The sequence below is a fragment of the Methylophaga sp. UBA2496 genome (genome assembly GCF_002341635.1).
GTDB lineage: Bacteria > Pseudomonadota > Gammaproteobacteria > Nitrosococcales > Methylophagaceae > Methylophaga.
This window is the reverse complement of the sequence record NZ_DDOK01000005.1, coordinates 349,891-373,631: the sequence shown is the minus strand read 5'-3', so window position 1 is coordinate 373,631 and position 23,741 is coordinate 349,891. Positions and strand designations below refer to the sequence as shown.

Here is a 23,741-nt window from a genome sequence, read left to right as displayed (position 1 = left end):
ATCCTTAATTTAGTGTGCAGAATTAATATCATGAGTGATTGGTACTCCATATCTGGGGTAACAATCAGTACTTGCGGCTCCTGTTCCATAACAGCCATGAACATTAGGAGCAGCACCAAATAGTTTAATCCATTCTTTTATTAAGCCACTTCCTTCTGCTACTTCACCATAAGTGGCTGGGTTACCGCCAATCAATCTTCCTACAAAATCCGCCATATGATTTTGTAACTCAACTGATGTCTGGTTGCCTCCGCTTAAAGTATCTAAGGAGTTAGCTGCCTCTTGAGCAGAATATGCTGGTCCCACAAACTTTATGTTTGTATTACTAAGGGGCTCAACTAAGCCCATGGTTTGAAGTGTTTCCATAGCATTACCAATCGTCATCGATCCACGACTATGACCAATCAAATTAAGTCCGTCCTGTCCATATATTTGGGACAGATTTATAATTTCTTGTGTAGCATTAGTGTTCCCCAATGCAGCACTCTCTAAACCTTTCTGATACCCCGCTACAAGTAGTTCTGAAAGAAAATTATTTGCGTCTGGAAAATGGACCACATAAACCTTCTCACCAATTGGTGCCTCAGCCATTTGAACGGAATAAGCCCCAGCTGCCGATTCATCATTGAAAAGACCATTAGTGAATACATTAAGCTTTTTGTTTTCTCCATTTACTTTTAATCTGAATTTTTCAGGCTCATCTATTTCGTGCATTATGGGTTTGCCTTCACTGTCTCTAACAACATTTCCTTCATCATCCCTTTCAACTTCAAATACTTTGGCTTTGGCCAAAAACATTTTTTTAAATGCTTCATCAGTAAATGTTGAAATCGTTGCAGAAAGTAGCAGTTTATCCGCTTGTTCCTGCTGTGCTTTTTCTTGTAAAGCCTCCATATCGGGTCTTTCCAGAACACGATTTGTATCAGATGTATCTCGATTCAATGAACCGATGGTTTCTTCGGCATTTTTATCCGTTAATGCGATTTGAGCAGTTTCATCCGTGATCGTTATGCTTGCAGGGCTGATAGCGCTCAGTGTTGTGCTGCTATCCTTAATATCTGCGGCACCATGATTCTGTAAATTGCTTGCAAGGCCCTTAGCGGCAACGTATTTACTACTGAGCATGTCCTTGCTGAGAGTTATGCCTTGTGAGCTGGCATCTGCATCCATATGGTTCTGGATATCATTTACAGTCAAAGTACTGGTAGTGAGTTGGTTTTTGTCGGCAGTGGCAATGCTATCTATCACTGCGCCCTTAAGATCCGTGTTACCTGCTATGGTGATATCAAACCCATCTTCTCCTGCTTTGATACCGCTTTGCTCATAAACACTGGCGTAATTGCTGTTACTTTTTTGTTTGCTATTGCTAATGCTGCCGCCAGCAATACCAGCGCCGATGGGTATGCTGATGCTGATACCAGTGTTGCTTTGTTTAGCCTTGCTTGTCGCGGTATCCTGCACACTTTCAATGTTAAGATCTCCCGCGACGTCGGCAATCACTTGTTTCCCGCGGGCATTGGCACCTATTAAATTTGTGTCGTTGCCAGAATTCAGAGCAAGTGTTTCTCCAGCAGAAACCTGTGTATTGTTGTAAGTCAGACTGTCACTATTGGCTTTTCCTTTACCTCGGCTGGCTGCCAGATCGAGGCTTAAACCTGTTCCCTCACCCCCGACCCCAATAGAAATTCCGATACTGGCACTACTGGATTTGTTTTTACTTTGATTGGTTTCTTTATCGGCACTGGCGATCAAGTTGATGTTTCGTGAAGCATCGAGAGTGACGTTTTTATCTGCTGCAATATGACTCCCCACTACAGTCAAGTCATCCTCAGTTGCTGTGATACTGACATCACGACCGGCCTTCACTAGACTGCCTTGGTGATTAGTTAGGCTTGAGCTGCTGAAACTTTCACTGTTGCTGCTACCAACGCTAATACTTAATTTGATGCCTGCCGAAGAAGCTGCATACTGAATCTCGCCCGCATTAATGGCATCAATGGCTGCACCTCCTTGTTCCATAAGTGTTGCGCTATTGGCATAAGTTTGTAGTGCGTTCAACGCTTTGTTTCGACTGCCTTCGCTTTGTAAAGTGGACTGTGTGGTATCTACAACATTTTGTGCAAGGTTAAGTGCACTACTTTGAACCGCAAGCGTTAAGCCACTTTGTTTAAATTTAGTCTCTTGAGTGTTATCACGGGTGTTTTTCCCAGCAACGATACTGACCTGTTGAGCACTGATATCAATATTGCCTTGCGGGGCCAGCACATCACTGGCTTTTTGGGTATAGGTTTTACCACTGTTTATGATCACATCGCCTTCTAAACTACCCACGGTGCTGCCGGTTTGATTAGTACTGTTTGTCGTTTGCTTGGTGTTGAGTTGGCTGCTGCCCAGAGTAAGACTTCCACCGCTGGCGCTAAGGCCACTCTTTTTGGTTTTTCGCTCATGAAATTCGTAAGCTGTGTTGTTGGCAGCAGTGATATTCACATTATCTACTGCGCTTAATGTGGTGCCGTTATCACTGATAACATTGCTGCCACGAATGTTCAGTTCGTTACCGGCATCTAACATAACGGCTTCACCACTGAAGTTACTACTGATGCTGTTATCCGATTTGAAAACATCGCGGCGGGTTTTGGTTTTACTGCTGAAGGTGCTGCTTCGTTTTACCTTACGTGCCGTATCGAAGTTGCTAGTTTCACGGCCTTCAATGATGTTGATATCTTGCGTAGCGGTGACATTGATTGCGCCAGCTTCACTGGTGATGCTAGCGGCTGTTGCATTAAAGTCGTTGCCTGCATTTAATGCAATATCGCCAGTTGTTTCGATGATGCTGCCAATCTCTTGTGTGCCACCATGTTTGACATAGTTTTTAGCGTTACGAATGCTGCTGTTCTGTTCGGCAATCTGCACTGTGCCAAGGTTGATATTTTTTTCAGCAGTGATTTGCGTGATGCCACCTTCACCACGATTGACGATACTGGCAGCCATAAAGTTAACGTCATTACCTGCTGAGGCAATGAGAATCGCATCGGGGTTGCTGAGATACAGTCCGGCAACACGATCTATATTCGTCCGACTAAAACTGTTGGCGCCTTCTCTTTGTTTGCTGCTTTGTGTTGTACTTCGAAGGTTAATGTCATTATCGGCCTCCAACAGCATGGCATCTCCTGCTCTGACTTTACCGCCAATGTTGTTGATATCATCTTTGGCTTTTAATAACGTCGAATCAGCCACAATCTGACCGCCCAGATTATTGATATTGTCAGCATTCAATTCCACGATCTCGCGACCGGCAATCGTCCCCTCATTGGTCACATCCGCAGTGAGGTTCATGGTGACCGTGTTGCCTGCCATCAAACCGGTGGTCGGCTGCATATCCTCTGTCTGAGGTCTGATATAAACTTTAGGAACCAATGCCTGGGTGACTGAGCCATCAGGCAGCGTAACCGTTTGTTCAACCAGCCAGACAATATCGCTGGTGAGTTGTGCCATCTGCTCGGCTGAAAGTGCTACCCCCGGGATGAGCTGTAAGCCACTGACTTGTGTAAGGGCCGACGTCATCAAAGCCTGATATTGCGCTTCATCATTAGCGTGTCCATCAAGGAAACGACGTCCGGTTAATTGGGCAACTTGTTCACGCACCAACCGTTGCTCATAGAAGCCATCCCCCAAACGCTTTTGCGTAGTCGCGGGATCAAATGCCAGTTGCTGCAGCATGTAATCAGAACTTAACCAAGAGCGATAATTGGCAAAGCGTGGATTGGTTTCAATCAGATAATCTGCTGCGACATCAGGATTGGGTTGAAACAGGCTGCTTGCAACAACAGGAACAGTTGCTGAGTTAACACTGGTTTCGCTGCCCGCTGGAGTCGTATTACCATCCAGCTGTGTAGTAGAGAGGTTATACGTAACGACATGATTGGCGGGTTTATAGGGACCGATAACATCAATATCGTAATCATTGTCGTGGCCATCCCAATCATAATAGTAGGCGGTACCACTATAGCTTGTAACAATTCGCCCCTCTGAATTCAGGTTTTGTACGGAGGCGCCAGTAACATCAAGGTTGCCTCCGGCGATGATCTGACTGTCGCTATTGATAACAGAACCGCGGAAAGACATATCGCCACCCGAGAGAATCTGACCGGGATCAGATGAGACGATTTGTGTTTCGTAGAACCGTCTGGTTCCTAAAAAGCGTGTGTATTCGCGGAATGTGTATGGCCCTGCTGAACGCCATTCCACATTAACGTTACCGATATGGGCACCCGGATAATCAGAGCTTTCAAGTATAGCGCCAGTCCCTGCAGGATTAAATCGATCAAAGCTGCCGGAACCAGTCTGCACCAGTTGTGTGACCAGATTGGAATTTAAGTTTTGTAAATCGGTGATAGTAAAAGTTGCCTCACCCAATGCCTCAATAGTCGCGCCATCATTAATAAGTGAATCTGCAGTTCCAATGGATTGATTAGCACCATCGAGACTGCCGGCTATCGCCAAATCGCCTGCGCTGAATATCAAGCTATCATCACTATTTTCAATAGTCGTTGCGCCCATATCAAGCCGGTTACGAGCAGCGATTACAGCACCTGCATCATTGCCAAGGTTAGCAACCTGAATAGCGACTTGATCAGCAAAGATACTGCCGGCTTCACTATTGAGCAGATTATCTGCGTTGATGAGCGTATTTACGCCATCAATCAGGCCCTGGTTTGCAATCTTGTCCACGGCGGTAATATGAGTATCAAGGCCGACTATTTCCCCATTCAACATATTGTCAATGTTGTTGGCGCTAAGGTGTAGCGATTGACTTGCAAGTATGGTCGATTGATTAGTAATGTCACCACTGGTATGTAAGTTAAGATTAGCGCCTGCTTGCAGCTTACTGGTGTGAATATAATCAGAAGCCAGCTTGATGCTAATGTCACCATCTGCTCTAACACTGCCATCACTTTCCAGACCTGCAACATCCAACTGGATATTGCATTTAGCACTGATAACGCCGATATTTTGCAGCACCCCATCGGCAGTAATACTGACACTGCCAACGCTTGCTCCGATATCACCAGCATTCCTTACACCCAAACCAAATTCTGTTCCAACCATGTGAATTTTGCCCGCGTACATGCCTCCTAGTGCAGCAACGTCAATGGCAAAGGCTGGGGTAGCAGCTCCTGCATCAGGGGCAATAGGTCTTACGTTGGTCTGATTACCTTTTTTATCGATACTGATCTGGTTGGTACCGGTGGTAATATTAAGCGTATTCGCCCAAATACCAGCGTTTACATTGACTGCGCGTGCAATCACATCGGTGAAGTTAGTTTGTGAAGTATCGAGTCCATTCCCTAAAAAGTTAATCTTCCCGCCCCCGACGCGATAACCTAGCAGGTTGCCATTATTCAGGATGGGTTTCCCCGTCGTCAGCGTGGCGCGATTCGCATTGATAAAGCCACAACCACTGCAGCTGATACCTGCCGGATTGGCAATAACAACCTGAGCGCGACTACCGGCCACTTCAATATAGCCGTTCAGCAAACTCGGATTTTGACTGTTAACCTCATTCAATATTACTTTAGCTGTGCCCCCGGCAAGGTAGGGATTGCCTTGAACCCAGCCGCCAAGTTGGGTTTGGGTATTTTTATTGCTGTTATTGAGGATAGCGCCTTTCGACTTTACATCGAACTGGCGATAGGAGTTACGTGAGACACCCTCAGCGCTGGGGGACTGAATATTGACCAATGGCAAACCATTTGCTGTTTCATTAATAATCGGTTGCTGAGTGGCTGGAGCATTAGGATCGGCAATGATGTCTGCATAGGTTGGGCTGGTCATTATTACCAGACTACTCATGACAAGCATTGAGAAAATCAACGGACGCAGAGTCGCGAGGACCATAGGGCAAGGTTTTGTTGTTACGATTGAGTTACTTCCCGAAGAGTGACATCCGACGTTTTCTGCAACCACCATCATCAAACCGCGTGCTCTGTTAAACACCACCTTGAATTTATTTTTGTTCATCTTTTTAATCCCTTATCTCAGATGATTCAACGAAACATAAATCAAAAGGTCAGGTTCAAATTAAACCCTGTTGCCGTACTGGCTGTTTCAAACCCTCTGGGCTTTTTAAGTGCTTTTCCCATAAACACGTCATAACTAAATCCGCCAAAGCCCCCTCTTAACCCCATTACAATTCCTGCCAGCTGCCTGCCTAATAAAAGATCACTGGATTGACCGCCGACTTCGCCATAATCTAGCCCCCAATAAACGGCCTGCCCCGTGTTTGCGAGTAATGCACTCATTTCATTACGTAAGAACCAGCCGTTATCCGCACTTAAAGACCATTGCCCGTCAAAGCCGCGAACGGTGTAACGATTACCAATAGACAGGCGATCCTGTGGTGTTAATGGTGTGAAATTGTATTGCCCACGAAGTTGGGTTGAGTAACGCAGAGCCTGCTCACCCCATGGGGCTTTAACGGAAAATGGCAGGTTGAAACCAAGATCAGCCGTGACTATTTCCATACGTGATGTTCCTTCATCAAAGGCCTCTTCAGGCGCTTTGAGAGCATTCCATGCCCCTGTCCCCCGTTTATATGCGATGGTGTAATCCAGCAGTGTCTGTCCTAAATACCAGGTTTGGCTGAAACCGAACTCCCAACCCGCGGTACGCCGTCTTTGCACTTCAATCTCTGTGTCGTTTATATAGCTAGAGGATTTTCTGAAAAAACCTCGAAATGAAAGATAGGTTTTATTGATGGCATTACGATAAACGAGTCGGCTGGCCTTGATATCTGAGTTTTGGCTGCGACCACTGTAGGTATAGGATTGATTAAGACCTGAAACCATTTGGTGGTAGTCATAGTTGGAAGTGGTAAACCCAAATAACCAGTAACCAACGGGAAACGAATAATGGACCGTCTGACCATCAGATCCGCGCTTCCCTGATTCGCCTCCACCCAGATCATGGTTGTAATTAACGTAGAACAAGTCATTGAGCATCAGCAGATTGTCGCCGGATAAGGTAATGCCAGCCTGATATTTACCGGTGGAATCGAACCCGGCATCATCGGCGCTGATAGTCAGTCGAAACGGGAAACGCTGTTGGTAATGAATGATCACATCGCTTTCACCAGGCAGGGCATCTGGCCCTTCTGCCGGCTCTATCTGGATATCGACTTCTGTAGTGGGTACTCGTTTAAAATTCTCCAGACCTTGCTCAATATCGCGCAGATTCAGAATGTCACCCCGATGCACAGGGATCGCATTCCATTTGGTCGCTCTTGCAGATACGCCTTCAGCAAACTGAACCTTTCTGACTCTGCCTGGTATCACCGTAAGTTGTAATAAACCGGAATTAAGATCCTGTGGAGCTGCTAGCACCCGGGTAGTTACAAAGCCCCGGGCAATAATGGCATTTTGAATACGACTCATTGCGACATTAATGCCTTGTGCCCCAAGACAACGTCCTATGGCGGAATCATTGCCATCCGTTACGGCGGATAAAGCAAACTTAAATTCTGCAGCGCTTTCGCCAATCAGTGAAACGCTGGAGATAGTGAAACAGGGAGATTCACTGTCTGGATAAACGAGGATTTCTGGCGGAGAAGTTGGATTTGGTATTCGTACATCAGGAGAGATTTCCTGTTGCTCGCGAAGCTGACGCTCGCGCTCCTGCTGCAGAAGCAGCTCTTGTGCAGCGCGATCAATAACTGCAGCACCAGCATATGCTGCTACAGAAAATAAATTCCATATAACAAACACCCATACCAGAAGATAGGGCGCTCGTCTTCCGTGACGATTATCCATTTTTTTCTTCTTGAATTCCTTTCAATTACGAAAAATAGTAATTCAAGAATAAAGATACAGGCAACGCTCATGCCGAACCGTATGGGAAAAATGTGCGCTACTTCAAATAAATTTCAGACTTTTTAACCATTAGTTTTGATCTAGTTTGATTTCAAAAATCTGCTGATTATCTACATTGGGGTAAAAGTCTGGCCGTTCATGCATCAGCATGATAAGCATTTTATCCTGCCACTGCGGATACAAACGCTGCCAGATGCGTTGTGCCATTTCTGTATCAATGCCGTTGAAAGGCTCATCCAGCAAGATCAGTTTTGATTCTTTTAATAACAGTCTTGCCAGACAGACCCTTCTGGCCTGACCACCGGATAATTGGCTGCCGGTATCGCCCAGCCAGCTGTGTAACCCGGCTGGTAGCTGTTTGGCCCACTCATCCAGCTCAACTAAAGTCAGTGCCTGCCAAAGCTGTTGCTCATCGACTTCATAAAGCCCTAAGGTCAAATTGCTATATAACGTCGCGGCGATGATGCTGTTTTGCTGCGTCAGATAGCCAATCTGCTTATGCCAGGCTTGTGTTTGATCTGTACGCAGTGGAATGCCATTTATCAACAACTGATAAGGCGTTATAAATGAATCCGGTATTTCCAGTCCCGCCAGGATGTTGGCGACTGTGGATTTTCCAGTTCCGGATCGACCAGTCACCAGCAAACATTGTCCGGGCGTTAATTCAAATGCCATAGCCGTATCGATAGTGCTGATAACTTTGGGATGATCAGCCAGCATCATCGACAGACGTTCAAGCTCTTCTATCGCCATTTTTTCTGAGGCCTTATGTTCGGCTAATGGTTGCAGACGTTCTGCTGCATAGTGGGTTCTGCCCCACTGCCCTACCTGTCCCGGCAGGTTTTGCAATAACTCGCCCAAACCAAATACTGCCAAAACTAACATAACCGCAACCGGTCCACTGAAAATAGCATTCTGGTATGCCCACATTGCTGCCAGCGCCACACCTATCACCAACAACCCATGGCAGATACTGACCATTAACTGTGCATTGGCAATCTGTTGATTCAGTTTTAATTGTGCCCTGCCAATCTCAGCAAGCGACTGCACCAGTCGCGTTTGATGTGCTTCATTTAAACGCGCGGCCTGTAGCTCCAGCTGGCCTTGTAAATGTTCAATCGTCAGCAATCGCGCCTCGTTAATTAGCTCTGCATACAAGCGACTGATTTGGGTTGTTTTATGGGTTAACAGGCTGAAATAGAAAATGCCGGACATCAGTGTGATAAAACCGAATATCATTCCGAGTGTGAGTGAGAAAAAACTCATAAATAAGGCCAGCAATAACACACTGCCTATTGCTGTCATTGGAGGTAATAACAGTCGTAGCACAAGACTATCAAGATTATCCAGATCGGCGGTTAAACGGCTTAACCATTCGCTATCTTGTGTGTTTCGCAGTTCTTGAACTGGTAAATCCAGTAATCCGGAAAATAGCGTGCTTCTGAAACCGGCAATGACCCGCAGCACCATATCGTGGTTATGCAGCCGCTCAAAATAGCGTCCTACCGTGCGGCTTAAGGCAAAAAACCGGATCCCGCCACCCGGCCGATAAATATCCAGCATCACCGCACTGCCCGCCGTAATTGCCAGACCCGTTATCGCCGTAGCGGTTATCAACCAGCCGGACAAAGCTAACAATCCCATTGCTGAAACAACCGTTAATAACGCCAGCAGTAAACCAACTATTAAGCGTTTTTTCTGATGTTCCAATACTTTTCCAAGCCAGAATCTAATCGGTGAAATTGTATTTGGTCGAGGATTCAACATGATCAGTCATCCCCTTTAAACTTAAAATGGAGCTGCTGATCGGCAAGCGCTAATACCTCAGGATCATGGCTTGATATCACTAAAATACACTGAGGTTTTAACTCCGCCAGTGCCGCCAAAACATACTGCCGACTCTCGGCATCAAGACTGGCCGTCGGTTCATCCAGCAACACTAATGGGGCTGGCGAAAGTATTACTCTCGCCAACGCCAGTCGCTGTAATTGTCCACCGGAAAGCCCTTCACCATGTTCATTAAGTTGACTGTCTAAACCATTGTCTCTATTTGAAATTAACATTTCCAAGCCTAACTCAATCAATGCCTTTTGCATTGATTGTTTAGTGGCTTGTGGGGCTAGCACAGATAGGTTATCGGCCCAGCTGCCGTTAATGATCCAGGGTTTTTGTGGCAGATAACGAATCGCTGTTTTAGTGATTGGCTGGTTATTCAAAAGCAGCTCACCGGACACTGGTGGCAGATAACCAGCCAAGGTATGTAACAAGGTGGTTTTGCCACTGCCAGAAGGGCCACTAATCACCAGACATTGCCCCGTTGTTAACTTAATATTTAAAGGTCCCTGTAATTTTTCACTGGCGTTATAACCAATTGAAAGATCAGTTGTGACCAACTTTGATAACGCCGAATTAGATTGTTGTTCTGATATGACAACTGCAGAAAGGTTTTTAGTTGTATCTGACGGATCCAGATAGGTAGCAATTTGCGTAGCAGCACCCAAAGCAGCAGCCCGATCATGATAGAACTGGGAAAGATTTCGTAGTGGCTGAAAAAACTCCGGTGCCAGCAGCAAAATAAATAAACCACTGAATAACGTGATATCAGCCGCCGGCCCCCAACTAATCGCGCCAAACAACGCAAAACCAATATATATAGCGATAGTGGCAATGGCCACACTGGTAAAAAACTCCAATACGGCTGACGATAAAAACGCCAGCTTCAGTGTTTTCATCACCACTTGCCGATAATCCTCACTGCGCAAATTCACTTCATGTAATGCGGCAGATTCGGCAGCAAACAGTTTTAGCGTGGTGAGATGTTTAACCCGATCCAGAAAATGACCAGCCAGGCGCTGGCGTTGGTTGAAAAAACGCTGATTGATGCTTTCAGCTCCCATCCCGACTAATACCATAAACAAGGGAATCAACGGCGCTGCCAACAATAAAAATAAGGCGGCCAGCCAGTTGTAATAAAACACAATCAATACGATTAATAGTGGTGTGAGTACTGCCAATAATTGCTGTGGCCAGAATCGGGCGAAATAACCATCCATCGCTTCGACATCTTCAATCAATTGGCTGGCAGCCGCGCCGGGAGAATGTTGACTATGCTGCAATGCACTGGTTTGCCGCCAGGCGTAAAGAATCTGCTCTCGCAAATCCTCCCGCGCAGTCATACTGGCCCATTGACTGTAATGCTCCTGCACTCTGACAAAAAATGCGCGTAAAAGCAGACTCAGCAGCATCAAAGCAATCAGCATGAACTGTTCTGTAAGTGGTTGCTGCTCAATGATTAATGCATAAGTCAGTTTTGCCAGAGCAAACCACTGAACAATCATCGCGATCGTTGCCAACACCCCCACAAAAACAGCTAAAAGTAATCGGCTTCGCTGTTTCTGTGAGAGGTCTTTTAACAGTAAACGACCAGTTTGGGCTATCTCTTTGCTTATCGAGTCATCAGGCATTAGCTAGTGATAACCACCTTTCACTTTGCCGCGGAAGATCCAATAAGACCAGGCGATATAGCCCAGGACAAACGGAATGACAAACAGGAAGCCCAGCAACAGGAACAGTTGCGATTCATAGGCCGAAGCAGCATCCCATAATGTGTAATCCGGTGGTACCAGATAGGGCCATTTACTGGCCAGTAATCCCAGATAGGTGAACAGAAACAATCCCATGGTGGCCACAAACGGCAAGCCTTCCTGCTGTTTTTTCACTGAGCTATAAATGAGATACGCACTGTAAAGGGCCAAAAGCGGTAAGAACCAAATGAGAGAGAAACCATGGAACCAGCGCTCCATCACACCCGCATCAACAAATGGCGTATAGATGCTGACAATGGCAAACACTAACAACACCAACACCAGCAGGCGAAGTGTCACACGATAGGCCCACTGCTGCAGTTCGCCTTCGGTTTTCATGATTAACCAGGTACTACCCAACAAGGCATAGCCAGCTACCAGTCCCAGACCGGTAATAATGGTGAAAGGTGTCAACCAATCGAATGCGCCACCGACATAGACAAAGTTACTGGTTTCAAAGCCCTGAACATACGCACCCACAACAGCGCCCTGAGCAAACGCGGCGACAAAAGAGCCTCCGGCAAACGCCCAGTCCCAGATGTATCGGGTGGTATTTGCCTTAAAGCGAAATTCAAATGCCACGCCGCGAAAAATCAAACCGGCCAGCATCAGAAACACACCTATATATAAAGCAGGCAGAAAGACCGAATACACCAACGGGAAAGCTCCTAACAACCCTGCACCGCCCATCACCAGCCAGGTTTCATTACCATCCCAGACCGGTGCAACCGAGTTCATCATAATGTCTCTTGAATGATCATCCGGCGCAAAGGGATACAAAATGCCCTGCCCCAGATCAAAACCATCCATCAACACATACATCATCACCGAAAAGCCAATAATACCGGCCCAGATAATCACTAAATCAAATGGCTGTTCCATTACAGACCTCCGTCTAAACTGGCATTGGCGGCTGATATTGGCCGTTGGGCTTTTTCCTTATCGTCATCCAGCTGATCGGCATTGGCAGTTTCCAGGCCACCCCGGAAGACACTCATCAGATAAAACACTCCGGCACTGAATACCATGGCATACACAGCGACATAACCAATCAAGGTAAATAACGCCATACCGCCTGTTAACGAAGGTGTTAACCCCTGCGCATGCGTCATCTGTTCATATATTAACCAAGGTGCCCTACCGGTTTCGGTGACAATCCATCCTGCTAACACCGCGATAAACGGTGACAGACTCATCACTCTTAACCCGTTCAGGAAAGGTTTACTCTCAAGATAGCGATCACGTTTGCGTAGCCAGAGTCCTGCCAGCCCAAACAGCACCATCAGCATGCCCATTGCCACCATCACCCGGAAGGCCCAGAACACAATAAATACCGGCGGCTGCTCTTCAGGTGCCACTTCATTTAATCCCGGCACTTCACCATCCCATTCATGTGTCAGGATAAAACTCGCCAGTTTAGGAATTTTGATTTCAAAATGATTCTGCTGGTTTTCCTGATCCGGCAAGGCAAACAGTAATAATGGCACACCGGTTCCTGTCTCCCAGTTACCTTCCATCGCCGCCACTTTCATTGGTTGATGTTTAAGGGTATTCAGGCCATGAAAATCGCCAACCAACACTTGTGCAGGTGCCAGAATCAGAATCAACCACAATGAAATGGAAAGTGCCTTTTTATTGGCCTCCATTTCCCGTTTTTGCATGATAAACCAGGCCGTCACCCCCGCGACCACGAATGAGGCTGTCAAAAAGGATGCCAGTGCCATGTGCAGGAAGCGATAACCAAATGACGGATTGAAAATCGCATCCCGCCAGGAAACGACGTAATACAGTCCATCGCGCAATACCAATCCATCTGGTGTATGCATTAACGAGTTGGCGGCCAATATCCAGAAAGAGGAAATAAACGTGCCTAACGCCACCATGATTGCAGCAAATAAATGCACACCTTGCGGGACTTTATCGCGGCCAAATAGCAGCACACCAAGAAAAGCCGCTTCTAAAAAGAAGGCGGTGATCACTTCATAACTGAGTACCGGCCCCAGAAAGTTGGCCGTCGCGTAAGAAAAATTACTCCAGTTGGTGCCGAACTGAAATGACATGACAATCCCCGACACCACCCCCATGCCGAACACCACAGCAAATACCTGAATCCAGAACTTCGAAAGTCGCTGCCAGAGCGGGTTGCCGGTTTTTAATGACAGGGCTTCCAATACGGCGATAAAACTTGCCAGACCAATCGTAAAGACCGGGAAAATGGCGTGAAAACATACCACGAACGCAAACTGAATTCGTGACAGTAAAAGCGGATCGAGTTCCATGGTGACTCCAATTTGGTCAGTACTATTTACAGGCCCAACATCACTGGGGGGTTAACATACATTAATTGCCCAGCTTTCAGACTATAAATAGCACAAGAAGTGCTTAGTAAAAATGATAGGGATCAATTTTTTTTCAGTTTTACAAATTCACTGCAATTCAACATAGGTTAAACCCCATCGCTGATGAATTGTTTAAGCTATAAGCTGTCATGTTTATATAAGATGTCGTTATGAACAGCATCTGTCGTTATCCCCATTGTGAAACTTTATTAATTCAGATAACAGCGTTAACCTGAATTTAATTCACCGAATGAATAAACGTTTTTATGTGTATCAGGAGGAACGAATATGGAAGTAGAAATTCAAGATGAAAAACACACTGGTCGTGTTGCAGCTATCTATGGTGATGAAGTTTCCGCCAATGCCGCCAGGCAAAAACTCATTAATAATGGCCTTTCACCCGCCGTAATCAGTATTGTTAAACCGGATGACAGCGCCATTAGCCGAAAAATCGAACCTGAAAGCCATGGCATAGCCAAAACCATCGTTAAATCCCATGGCTGGCTTGGATTGATAGGTATGATTGTCGGTATTGTCATCGCAACATTTTTAGTGTCCAGCGGTCCTGAAATGACTCAGTCCAGCCCCATGTTCACGTATCTTGTGTTTATCTTTTTCGGGTTGGTTTTTGGCATGATGTTGGCGGGCGCGATTTCAATTCGTCCTGATCACGATCCCTTAATCACCAAAACCGTTGAAGCCAGTCATGAACAAAACTGGACGGTGGTTGTACAAACCGATGAGCATGATGAAATTGATCTAATCAAAAAACTGCTTGAAGATTCGGCTATTTCAATGAGTGAAACATTCTGAGCATTTTGACGATTTGATATCCCGGCGAGTCGATCTTTTCCGGCTCGTTGGGAAGAATGACCACAAGATATTCACCGGCACCCATTCAAACAAAAAAATATTTTTTTCTTCACCATATTGGGGCAAATTCGGTGATCGCGCATGGCGGCTCAGTTACCGCCTGATCGCTCTGAAGTTATCCACATCTAATGCACAATTTATGTGCAACTTATCCCCTTGCTAAGACTTCAAAAACACATTATCTTGTGGTTCAATCATGTTGCGACCACAATTTGTTGTGGTTTGCCGTTTTTAAAGTCTTACCACACAAAGCAGGGAAAATCACTATGGCGAGCGAAGCAGAAAACTACATCCAACCCTCCTCCGAATCCGGTTACAAGGTTATCCGTCGTAACGGCAAGGTTACTGAGTTCAACAGCAGCAAAATTGCCGTTGCTTTGACCAAAGCTTTCCTGGCCGTTGAAGGCGAAGCCGCAAAAGACAGCCGACGTATTCACGAAACGGTTGCCGAACTCACCCGACAAGTCAGCGATAATCTGCTGCGTCGTCTGGATGAAGGTGGCACCGTACATATCGAGGATATTCAGGATCAGGTTGAACTCGCTCTGATGCGTGCCGGTGAATACAAAGTTGCCCGCTCGTATGTGGTTTACCGTGAACAGCAATCGCAAAAGCGTGCGGAAGAAGAACGCAAACACCCGCAACCTGCCAATGAAAGCACATTGCACGTCACGTTGAATGACGGCACTCGCCAGCCGTTAGATATCGACCGCCTGCGTAACCTGATTGATGAAGCCTGTACGGGTCTTGCTCAGGTTGATAATGCCGCCATTCTGCGTGATACCCAACGCAATATTTTTGATGGTGTGTCTGAAAAAGACGTCGAAAAAGCACTGGTCATGTCAGCCCGTACCTTTATCGAAAAAGATCCTGCCTACAGCACCCTGGCTGCTCGCCTGCTGATGGACAGTATCCGCCGTGAAGCATTGAGTTTTGTCTACAAAGCCCCTCGTCAGGCATCGCAAAGCGAAATGGCCGAACAATATAAAGACTACTTCAAAACCTACGTCCACACGGCGATTGAAAACGAACTGATTGACTCAGAACTCGGCTTATATGATCTGGAGCGTATGGGCGCAGCACTCAAACCGGAAAATGATTTCAGCTTCACTTACCTTGGTCTGCAAACCCTGTATGACCGTTATTTCATTCACTGCGATGGCACCCGTTTTGAATTACCACAAGCCTTTTATATGCGTGTGGCAATGGGTCTGGCGATTAATGAAATCGATCGTGAAGCCCGCGCCATTGAGTTCTATAACCTGCTGTCTTCTTTCGACTTTATGAGCTCAACGCCGACCCTGTTTAACTCAGGCACATTGCGTCCACAATTATCGTCTTGCTATCTGACCACCGTACCGGATGACCTGAGCGGCATTTATAACGCCATGCGTGATAACGCCCTGCTGTCCAAATATGCTGGCGGTCTGGGTAATGACTGGACCCGTGTTCGTGGTCTGGGTGCACATATCAAAGGCACCAACGGTAAATCACAAGGTGTTGTGCCGTTCCTGAAAGTCGCTAACGACACGGCTGTTGCGGTCAATCAGGGTGGTAAACGTAAAGGCGCGGTCTGTGCGTATCTGGAAACATGGCATATCGATGTGGAAGAATTCCTCGATATGCGTAAAAACACCGGTGATGATCGTCGTCGTACCCACGATATGAACACCGCCAACTGGATCCCCGACCTGTTCATGAAACGTGTGGCCGAAGAAGGTCAATGGACGTTGTTCTCACCAGAAGAAGTGCCGGATCTGCATGATCTGACCGGTCTGGCGTTTGAAAAAGCCTACAACGAATACGAAGAGAAAGCGGCACGCGGTGAAATCCGTAATTTCAAACAAATGCCGGCTACTGACCTGTGGCGCAAAATGCTCGGCATGCTGTTTGAAACCGGCCATCCCTGGATTACGTTCAAAGATCCTTGTAACCTGCGCAGCCCGCAACAACATGTTGGTGTGGTTCACAGCTCAAACCTGTGTACTGAAATTACCCTGAACACCTCTGATCAGGAAATCGCGGTTTGTAACCTCGGTTCGATCAACATGGTTCAGCACATCGACGAAAACGGCAAACTGGATAAAGAAAAACTCAACCGCACCGTGAAAACCGCCATGCGTATGCTGGATAACGTTATTGAGTACAACTATTACAGTGTGCCGCAAGCGCGTCATTCCAACCTGCTGCACCGCCCTGTTGGTCTGGGCATCATGGGCTTCCAGGATGCATTGTATAAACTGCGTATTCCTTACAGCACCGAAGAAGCGGTGAAATTCGCGGATGAATCAATGGAAGCCGTCAGCTACTACGCGATTGATGCGTCTTCTGATTTGGCGGCAGAACGTGGCAAATACAAATCTTATGAAGGCAGCTTGTGGAGCAAAGGCATTCTGCCGATTGATTCCATCAAGATCCTTAAAGAAGCCCGTGGCGAGTATCTGCAACAGGATGAAAGCAAAACCATGGACTGGGATGCACTGCGTGACAAAGTCAAGCGCCAGGGTATGCGTAACTCCAACACCATGGCGATTGCGCCGACAGCAACGATTTCAAACATCTGCGGTGTCAGCCAGTCGATTGAACCGACCTACCAGAACCTGTTCGTGAAATCGAACCTGTCCGGCGAGTTCACAGTCATCAACCCGTACATGGTTGAAGATTTGAAAGCACGTGGCCTGTGGGATGATGTCATGATCAATGACCTCAAATACTACGATGGCAGCCTGCTGGCGATTGACCGTGTACCGGCTGAACTGAAAGCGCTGTACACCACCGCCTTTGAAATGGATGCACGCTGGTTGATTGAAGCGGCATCACGCCGTCAGAAATGGCTGGATCAGGCACAAAGTCTGAACCTGTACATGGCAGAACCATCCGGTAAGAAAATGGACAATCTCTACAAACTGGCGTGGGTACGTGGCCTCAAAACCACTTATTACCTGCGTTCAATGGGCGCAACCGGTGCCGAGAAAACCAGCACCGCGCCCACCACAGCAACAACTGCAAAACCGTCTGCACCACCCGTGTTAAAGCCGGTTGCCAAACAAGAAGATGACTTTATTTCAGGCGAAGGTATCGACGCACCGAAAGCCTGTTCAATCTTGGAACCAGACTGCGAGGCTTGCCAATAATGTTTAACTGGGATGATCCACTTGCCGAAAAACCGGCAACTGACAAAGTCGACAATGAACTGCTTCCGCCTATGCAACAAGCGGCCAATGAACTCGACACACCTGAGCCAACCACGGCCAGTGTCAGTGAATTGCCGCCGTCCAATGCGAAAGCCGTTAATGCTGATGACAAACGTGTGGTCAATGGACAAGCTGATATCAATCAGCTTGCGCCATTCAAATATCCGTGGGCGTGGAACTACTTTTTAAACGCCAACAAAAACCACTGGACGCCACTCGATATCAACATGGCACAGGACGTTCATGACTATCGTCATAAACTGACGTTGGAAGAACGTCATGTCTATGAAAACGTGCTGTCATACCTGACCACCTCCGATATTCTTGCTATGCGTAATATCGGTCTGGCGGTTATGGAAAAAATGACCGCACCGGAACTGCAGATTTATCAAGCTCGTCAGGTTTATGAAGAAGCATTGCATACCTGGACCTACCAGCACTGCATCGAAACCATTGGTCTGGATCAAAGTGAAATTTACAACCGCTACCGCGTAGTACCGGAGATTTACCAAAAGATCCAACTCGCCAATAAGCGTCTTGATACCGTTATGCGTAGCGATATCGACCTGCGTGATAAAGACGAACTGGAAAACTTCGTTATGTCCTATGCGTTTTTCGCTGGCATCTTCGAAGGCAGCTGGTTCTACAACGGCTTCTCACCAATCTTTGCTTTGCAACGTCGCGGCTTGATGAAAGGCACAGGCGAACAGCTGCAATACATCATGCGTGATGAAGTCATGCACGCCTCGTTCGGTATTCGTGTTTGCAAACAGATCATCAAAGAAGAAAACGTCAAACTGGATCCCAAGAAAATCCAGGAAATGTTCGAAGAAGCCGATGCAGCTGAAGCAACCTATGGTGGTTATATCCTGCGTGATCCAATCTTGGGTTATTCAAAAGAAGCCCACCACGGCCAATTCCGCTACACCGCCAACCGCCGTGCTAAACAATTAGGCTTTGAAGAACCCTTCCCAGGTGCCGAAGCCACCCTGCCCTGGCTTGATGAACAAGCCAATATGAGGAAGGAGAAAAACTTCTTCGAAACCAAGGTCACCGAATATCAAACCGGTGGCGGTTTGAAATGGGATTGATTGATTTAAACTGTCCTTAACATTAAGTTTGAGTTATTAACATTAATCATGAGGCAAAATAACATTAAAAATACGAATTTAAATCGCCATTTTTGAGTTATTTTACGAATATGGATATTCAAAAAGGGTTCTGAGAAACCATCTCTTCAAATGTTAAAAAGCCCTCGAATCAGAGGGCTTTTTATTTGTATGATGTTGTAAACATGATTTCGAATCAAGTAGATATACATACCAAGCTACTAATCTTTATTCGCGTTCTCGTTCAAAATTAAATTCAATTCCACTTATAACATTACTGAAGTCATTTTCGTCAAGATAACCAAAATAATCCGTACTTAGTCCAATATCTAGAACTTGCATAAAATCTTGAAAATTGTACAAAGTCGGTTCACCGTTATTTTCAAGCAAATTTTGGCTAATACTGGCCGTTTTTGCTATCAAACATGTATATTGATATTGTTTATCTATAAGTGATGTATTACCGTTGGGATGAGCCGCTTGGAGGTGTTGTCCACTGGTCAAAGCAATAAGATTTTCATAGAAATCAACCAATTTAGGAAATTCATTCTTTTGTGGCTCCATTTTTTGATTTCAGAGTAGATGCGTTCTTTAACCTCTTTATCAGCTATATCACCAACTATATATCCAGAATCGAACTCACAAATGTTATTCACTTTTTGTATACTCATTCTTCTGGGAAGAAGTTCATTAGTCGCAACACATTGAAAATTTTCCATTTTGAATCCGTAACAACCAACTCCCGCCGAGCTAAATAGTGATATGTATGTGAGCTGCTTATTCTTTAACATCTACCTGCCTTGATTCATTCTTAAATTTTGTCAAATCACGGCATTATCTCATGGTGAGCTTACTCAATGTATGTTCACTGAGAAAATATCATTCTCAAAGCTAAACGCCCTTCATACAATTGATGGTTTTGTGTAAATTCTTTTAAGGTCACTTTAAACACTGATGTGTTTAAGAAGATCAAATCAATTAATGCATTTGATTTTATAATTTAGTTAGGCGACTGAATTGCACCAAACATGTTTCAAGATTTTCTTTCCAAGTTTCGCTACCATTCCCCTTAATATACATGCCTCCTGCTGCCATGTTTAAGTGGCAAATCACGACACTAAACGCATAAACGAGATGGTCGGGATCTTGAAAATGACTATCGAGAACTTTATAAAGCCTTTTAAAGGACTTGGGATGTGTGGTTTCCTTAAATTCTCCTGCTAATATATCTTGAGTTGTTATAACGAGGGCTGCAATTACAACTCCAAGCCCCCGTTTTAATAAAATACTTTCATCAGCCACCCCTTCAAGAATCAAATTTGTGGCGAAAAAATCTGCCTCACTTTCTTCAGCACGTGACTCTTCATCATTAACAGGCATATTCTTATGCCCGCAATAAATATGTGCTAGTTCATGATGAATAATCCATGATACTGAACACAAATATAGTTCATTCGCAACTTGAACATCTTCGTCCGTGTGGGTTAAATATTTTGTGGGCATAGGTAAATCAGATGGCCACTCAATACTGGGATTTTGACTTAATTGCCCTATTCCCCAGTTATATAAAGATATAGCTTTTTGTGACCTGTCACTAGAATATATATCTAAGGGATTTCTATCTTCTTGGTTTAATGCAAAGTATTCTTGATAAAACACATAAAACGCATAACATGCACACCACAGGTATTCTAATGCCACAGTTGGTAACTTAACTTCTTTCTTCTCAGTATCTACCCTAAAACTGAACTCTTTATCGTTGGTGAATATGATGCTAGGGTCATAATTAAAAATAAGTGTTTCTAGTTCATAAATTTTTTCTGGAGCTATTCTTGTTACTGAATTTATCAAATCTAAATCTAAGACTCTAATAGGCTTCATTTACCACGCTCTTATCACCATGAAAAATTAATTAAATCTAATCAACTTCAGAATTTTGATGTGAAACTCAATGTCCCAATTCAGTTAACTGATACTTGCTTAAATCATCTAATAATTTGGGCCAAACAAGGCCACGCTCATTTAAGATTGCAGCGACTTCTTGATTTAATGCGATCGGCATAGACCTTCGTGCTATGTCCTCATAAGCAGCTATCAACTTATCAGCAAGAGCTTTAAATTCTGTCAATTCGGAGACAGAAAAATCAGATGATGGATTGGCATCTTTTGTAGAGCAGATCAATGGTCCAACGAAGAAAGGTAATTTTTTATTACCTGGGTAATTATTTTCTACCCACTGTAAATGATCGGTTAATTGGCCAATATCATCTTTGGTGTACTGCCCCACTTTATTGGTTTTGGCTTCAATAACTAGAGCAATACCATCATTTATCCAAAGATTGTCAGGACCTGTACCATGCTCATTATCTGGTCGAGTTGAATTCAAACCTAAATATTGACCAAGCCATCTAATAGCCTCTTCGGTTTGATTTACAGTTCCTGTATTGTCCAATTTTTCTAGATTTGAATATAAATATTTTGGTACTGAGACTGATGCACTTTTAGTAATGGAGAATTCATTAACAATATTTTCAACTTGTTTTGAAACTTGAGCCGAAGTTAAGGCGGGTCCCTCACCAATAACCCTGGGAAGTTCTTTTGTTACTCCATGTGCCCTTTTGTAATAGTGATTAGCCCTATCACGATCACCAAGTAAATCAAAACAACTTCCTATCCACAATGCATACCATGAACCTATTCCAGAGCTATATGAAAATGCCTCTACTAATATTTTATCTAATATCTTAATAGCCCCGGAATAGTCTCTGTCCCAATATTTTTTTATAAAACTCGTTTCAGCTAACGCTAATTTCTTTAGTATTTCATCTGTTTCAATAATGGCTTCAGTATCACAATCATCCATAAATTGTTCATAAGCATTTATCCAGTTAATGTCTCGATTGAGGCAAGCATTAGCTGCTGGAGAAATATCATCCGCTGAATTACAATTCTCTGATACTTCCAAACCAAGTTTAATTTGCTTCTGAACAAAAGGGGGTAAATAAGCTTGGTTTCTAGGCGTTAATAACCATTTCACATATTCTCTGCCTATAACTATAACTACCCCATGATCGCTCATTCCTCTTGAAATTCTCCCAAGGCTTTGAATAATTCTGCAAGCTATAGTTGAGCGTAGAATATTTGATAACCTTAACGATTCCCACATATACCTGTCTAATAAACCTGTTCCGGTTGGTAGACCATCCATAACTAGATGTCGGCAAGTGTCTCCAGGTAAATCAATTCCGTCGTACCTGGCTGTCAACACTAAAGTATTGGGTGCAGTTGATCCTTTAAAGGAAACCAAATCTTCTATCATCGAAGTGTTATTGGATACGTGACCTACATCATTCCAACTCTCAGCCAAATGATAACTAGGAACTAGAATTAGTGTTTTGCGATCTGAAATAAATTCTTTGGTGGTGTATCTATCATCATCAACACCGTAAACTTGTTCAGGGAAGAGGATCAATCTTTCACATTGACCTGCAGATGTAGCTGGTTCAACTACATAATCCAGCTCTTGACCAAATGTTCTAATGAATGAATCCGATGTAAGCATGGTGGCACTTAGATATACCCTCCGAATACTCTCTTGAAAATAAGTTAGATTAGAAATAGGGATAATGGGTGGAATGATTTGTATGCTTCTACTAGATACTAAATACGCACATAAATTCAAATGATCTTTAAGATGTTCCCATGCGAATGTAGTGTTCGAATTAGCTGGGACATCACTATTAAATAGTAGCCGATGAATCTCAGCTTGATTCTTAATTACCTCAAAAGGTGGAAGAAGCTCTACTTTGTTAAATTCCCCGGAAATTATTTCATCAAAACTTCCGATTCGACCAACAGCATGATAATAGGGCCGGAATAGCTCAATTAAAGAATGAAAAAGGTTAATATTTTCATTTTGTTTGATATTGATCGAAAAGTTATCTTTAATCATTCCCTCCGCAGCATGGGCATCATCAAAAATAATTGCAGAAATATCTTCACGTTTGAATTTAGATTTGCCATTGAAAAGTGCTTGGTAGGTAGTAAGACACGGAGCCTCTCCTCTATGGTACAGATCATTGCTATATTGACCTTTGTAATAAGTTGAAACTTTTAAACCATAGCTCTCAGCTTTTTCTTTAGTTTGTTCAATTAGCTGTATGGATGCACAAGCGTAAACTACCCTTCCTTTAGTTTCATTAACTAATGATTGAGCAACAAGTAAGCCTATAAGCGTCTTTCCAGCACCAGTGTTTAATACAATAGCAACATCATTTTTATCACGATGTTCATGCCAATCCCGAAGAGCATCACCTTGGCCAAGCCAGAGGTCATTAATTCCAACATCAGTTATTTTGGATTTATTTTTTTGGAAAAGTTCAATTGGGTCTAAAGGTCCAGCATCAGTTTTCTTAGCCTTTATTTTTCCGAAATCAAAAGCCATAACTTATTCCTATTCCTTTTCGTCTATATGGATAACCAGCTCTCATAAAGCTTTATATAACTCTTTAATAGTTCAGCATGATACGAATTATATTTAATAATTGCTTGTGCGAGATATACCCTCAAATCAAACATTTATTTACTCACAACAAGTATCTCACAAGAGAGCATTTGAATTTTAAAAGCTTTCGATAACTGAGTAGTCCACTACTATTCGATGACAATACCATTTTTAGTAATTTCAGGCATATTGAACGAAAAATTTGCCAAATTTATAGTATGTGTAAATGAAAAGTTTTGCTTATGTAGCTTTAATATATTATCCAGGCAT

General features: G+C 44.4%; 12 protein-coding genes. 3 read left to right on the top strand and 9 right to left on the bottom strand.

Annotation, left to right across the window (positions count from 1 at the left end; genetic code table 11):
- Window positions 1–9 precede the first annotated feature (9 nt).
- From B2W60_RS08890 to B2W60_RS08865, 6 genes are all read right to left on the bottom strand, one after another.
- Complete coding sequence (locus B2W60_RS08890) at window positions 10–6,021, bottom strand: hemagglutinin repeat-containing protein (protein WP_292359613.1); 6,012 nt, start codon at window positions 6,019–6,021, stop codon at window positions 10–12.
- 41 nt (window positions 6,022–6,062) lie between these two features.
- Window positions 6,063–7,808, bottom strand: coding sequence for a ShlB/FhaC/HecB family hemolysin secretion/activation protein (locus tag B2W60_RS08885; protein ID WP_292359615.1), 1,746 nt, complete (start codon window positions 7,806–7,808; stop codon window positions 6,063–6,065).
- 129 nt (window positions 7,809–7,937) lie between these two features.
- The gene (locus B2W60_RS08880; protein WP_292359617.1) at window positions 7,938–9,635 is read right to left on the bottom strand and encodes an amino acid ABC transporter ATP-binding/permease protein; all 1,698 of its coding nucleotides are present in this window, start codon (window positions 9,633–9,635) and stop codon (window positions 7,938–7,940) included.
- A gap of 2 nt (window positions 9,636–9,637) precedes the next feature.
- Complete coding sequence (gene cydD, locus B2W60_RS08875; protein ID WP_292359618.1) at window positions 9,638–11,332, bottom strand: thiol reductant ABC exporter subunit CydD; 1,695 nt, start codon at window positions 11,330–11,332, stop codon at window positions 9,638–9,640.
- 3 nt (window positions 11,333–11,335) lie between these two features.
- Window positions 11,336–12,334 carry a cytochrome d ubiquinol oxidase subunit II gene (cydB, locus tag B2W60_RS08870; protein ID WP_292359620.1) on the bottom strand — a complete coding sequence of 333 codons (999 nt, stop codon included), beginning with the start codon at window positions 12,332–12,334 and terminating at the stop codon, window positions 11,336–11,338.
- Window positions 12,334–13,731, bottom strand: coding sequence for a cytochrome ubiquinol oxidase subunit I (locus B2W60_RS08865; protein ID WP_292359622.1), 1,398 nt, complete (start codon window positions 13,729–13,731; stop codon window positions 12,334–12,336). Before B2W60_RS08865 ends, cydB begins: the two co-directional genes overlap by 1 nt.
- 348 nt (window positions 13,732–14,079) lie before the next feature.
- Between B2W60_RS08865 and B2W60_RS08860 the strand changes: the two genes are divergently transcribed.
- From B2W60_RS08860 to B2W60_RS08850, 3 genes are all read left to right on the top strand, one after another.
- On the top strand, window positions 14,080–14,604 hold the full coding sequence (locus tag B2W60_RS08860; RefSeq protein ID WP_292359624.1) for a hypothetical protein: 525 nt from the start codon (window positions 14,080–14,082) through the stop codon (window positions 14,602–14,604).
- Between the two features lie 326 nt (window positions 14,605–14,930).
- A complete protein-coding gene (locus B2W60_RS08855) occupies window positions 14,931–17,798 on the top strand; it encodes a ribonucleoside-diphosphate reductase subunit alpha (protein ID WP_292359625.1) in 2,868 nt (955 codons plus the stop codon).
- Window positions 17,798–18,949, top strand: a complete 1,152-nt coding sequence (locus tag B2W60_RS08850; RefSeq protein ID WP_292359627.1) for a ribonucleotide-diphosphate reductase subunit beta — start codon at window positions 17,798–17,800, stop codon at window positions 18,947–18,949. The genes B2W60_RS08855 and B2W60_RS08850 overlap by 1 nt, the downstream gene beginning before the upstream one ends.
- A 246-nt stretch (window positions 18,950–19,195) precedes the next feature.
- On the opposite strand, the gene B2W60_RS08845 is transcribed toward B2W60_RS08850, so the two are convergent.
- The 3 genes from B2W60_RS08845 to B2W60_RS08835 all read right to left on the bottom strand — a co-directional run bounded on the left by B2W60_RS08845 (window position 19,196) and on the right by B2W60_RS08835 (window position 23,411).
- A complete protein-coding gene (locus tag B2W60_RS08845) occupies window positions 19,196–19,531 on the bottom strand; it encodes a hypothetical protein (RefSeq protein WP_136555192.1) in 336 nt (111 codons plus the stop codon).
- 429 nt (window positions 19,532–19,960) lie between these two features.
- Window positions 19,961–20,848 carry a phage exclusion protein Lit family protein gene (locus B2W60_RS08840; protein WP_136555685.1) on the bottom strand — a complete coding sequence of 296 codons (888 nt, stop codon included), beginning with the start codon at window positions 20,846–20,848 and terminating at the stop codon, window positions 19,961–19,963.
- Window positions 20,849–20,915: 67 nt separating this feature from the next.
- Complete coding sequence (locus B2W60_RS08835; RefSeq protein ID WP_136555687.1) at window positions 20,916–23,411, bottom strand: DEAD/DEAH box helicase family protein; 2,496 nt, start codon at window positions 23,409–23,411, stop codon at window positions 20,916–20,918.
- Window positions 23,412–23,741: the final 330 nt, after the last annotated feature.